This window comes from Ilyobacter sp. (assembly GCF_041583315.1).
Lineage (GTDB): Bacteria > Fusobacteriota > Fusobacteriia > Fusobacteriales > Fusobacteriaceae > Ilyobacter.
The window spans coordinates 1-2,024 of sequence record NZ_JBFHGC010000524.1 but is presented as its reverse complement, the minus strand read 5'-3'; the positions used below and the strand labels follow the sequence as shown (position 1 = coordinate 2,024).

The 2,024-nt window shown below is 39.6% G+C and carries 2 protein-coding genes and 4 tRNA genes; all 6 read left to right on the top strand.

Annotation, left to right across the window (positions count from 1 at the left end):
• Nucleotides 1-876: 3'-5' exonuclease (locus ABZA26_RS13780; RefSeq protein ID WP_372715068.1), on the top strand; the 876-nt coding region annotated here is incomplete at its 5' end.
• Entirely contained in the window at nt 854-1,597 is a 744-nt protein-coding gene (locus ABZA26_RS13775; protein ID WP_372715067.1) for a PD-(D/E)XK nuclease family protein, read from the top strand. The genes ABZA26_RS13780 and ABZA26_RS13775, both read left to right, overlap by 23 nt.
• Before the next feature lie 36 nt (nt 1,598-1,633).
• Nucleotides 1,634-1,721: transfer RNA gene (locus ABZA26_RS13770), tRNA-Leu, on the top strand.
• Nucleotides 1,722-1,735: 14 nt separating this feature from the next.
• A tRNA-Met gene (locus ABZA26_RS13765) sits at nt 1,736-1,812 on the top strand.
• A gap of 6 nt (nt 1,813-1,818) precedes the next feature.
• Nucleotides 1,819-1,894: transfer RNA gene (locus ABZA26_RS13760), tRNA-Gly, on the top strand.
• 1 nt (nt 1,895) lies between these two features.
• A tRNA-Lys gene (locus ABZA26_RS13755) sits at nt 1,896-1,971 on the top strand.
• The last annotated feature ends 53 nt before the right edge of the window (nt 1,972-2,024 follow it).

The following is a 2,024-nucleotide window of genomic DNA, read 5'->3' as shown; positions in this document are numbered from 1 at the left end:
GACCTTCTTGCTTTTCTCTCAAAACCATTTGACAACAGGAGACTCATCACTCTTATCCAGGGACACCTTATGGATAGTATAGAGGAGGAGGAATTCCGGGAGTTTACAGAGTATCTCAGGGGGATAGACCTGGAAAGGCTTTTTTACAGAAGAGATGATCTGAGTATATCTGAAAAATTCACATCGGCTTACTGGTGGAACAGTTTTGAAAAAAATCTGAAAAAAATAAAGGTACTTTTAGAATTTCCACAAAACTCCCTTGAGAAACTTCTTTTGTTTATAGGAGACCTCTATTCTTTCGAGGCAGACCAGCTCCTCCTCATAGAGAAGATATCTCTGGATCTCAAGAGGATATTCAAGCTTAATCCCCGTTGGACACTCTTTGACCTTTCCCTAGAGATGAAAAAAAGCAGGGGAAGTGAATTCACCTATCTGGCAAAGGCTGTGGAATCTGAGACAGAGGAGACGGCGTCTCTGAAATACAACATAACCCTCACTACATACCACAAGAGCAAAGGCATGGAGTGGGACATGGTCTGGCTTTTTAATGTGAACTCAGACAGTTTTCCGGTATACCTTTCAGACAACGATTACGGGAGGCAGCAGTATCTTAAAGAACCATATGTCTATCCGGGAGACTCGCTGGAAGATGAGTTCAGAAAAACTTTTGTAAGCAAAGAATATAAAAATATAACACTAAAAAGAAAAAGTGAAAGAATATCAGAAAGTATAAGACTTCTCTATGTTGGGATGACAAGGGCCAAAGAATATCTTGTCATAAGCTGTAATGAAAATTCGGATATTTTTTATTTCAGGGAGATAAATAAACTAATAGAAGAGGGGCAGAAAAGATATGAAAGACGTAAGAAAGGATAAAAATTTTTTATACACCCAGAGTTCAATGGGGACCTTCATGCAGTGCCCCTTAAAATTCAGATACAGATATTTTGAAGGACTCTACGGTTCAGATGATGACAGCCTGAAAGAAAGTTTTGAAAAAGGAAGCAGATTTCACCTTCTTGCAGAGAGATATTTTAAGGAGATAGATACAGAGGGGGAATACATTCAGGACGGAGATCTTAAAGAACTTTTTTATAAGCTGAAAGAAAAGTATCCCCTAGAGACCAACTGCAGATACCTGTCAGAGTATGACATAAGGGAGAGAAGTGAAAAAATAAGACTAATGGCCAGGTATGATCTCATAATATCCAGACCAAACAACAGAATACAGATAGTGGACTTTAAAACAAATAAAAAAAGGCTTTCTCAGGAGAGTATAGAGGATTCACTTCAGACAAAAATATATCTTTATCTATTAAAAGAAAATTTTAAATATGTTTTTGAAAATATTCGTAAAATAAAAAATATTGAGATGGTCTATTATCAGACAGAATATTCTGAAGAAAATTTTGTTGTGAAATATGATGATGAATCCCACGAAAAGAACAAGAGTTTCTTGACTAAAACCCTTGAAAACATTGAAAGTTTTGATTTTATGGGATATGAAAAAACACAAGTAAATCACTGTAAGGTATGTGAGTTTAAAATTTTTTGTTGGAAAAATAAAAAAAGTGTTGACGACAGTTTGTATTTATGATATTATTATTCCTGTCCTCAAGGGACAAAAATAAACGCCTGGGTGGCGGAACTGGTAGACGCACAGGACTTAAAATCCTGTGACCTCTAAGGTCGTGCGGGTTCGATTCCCGCCCCAGGCACCACACAAATTCCATAGCGCGGGGTAGAGCAGTCTGGCAGCTCGTCGGGCTCATAACCCGAAGGTCGTAGGTTCAAATCCTGCCCCCGCCACCAAAACACGCGGGAATAGCTCAGTTGGTAGAGCGTCAGCCTTCCAAGCTGAATGTCGCCAGTTCGAACCTGGTTTCCCGCTCCATGCGTCACTAGCTCAGTTGGTAGAGCACACGACTTTTAATCGTGTTGTCACAGGTTCAACCCCTGTGTGACGCACCATAATATGTGCCTGTAGCTCAGCTGGATAGAGCAACGCCCTTCTAAGGCGTGGG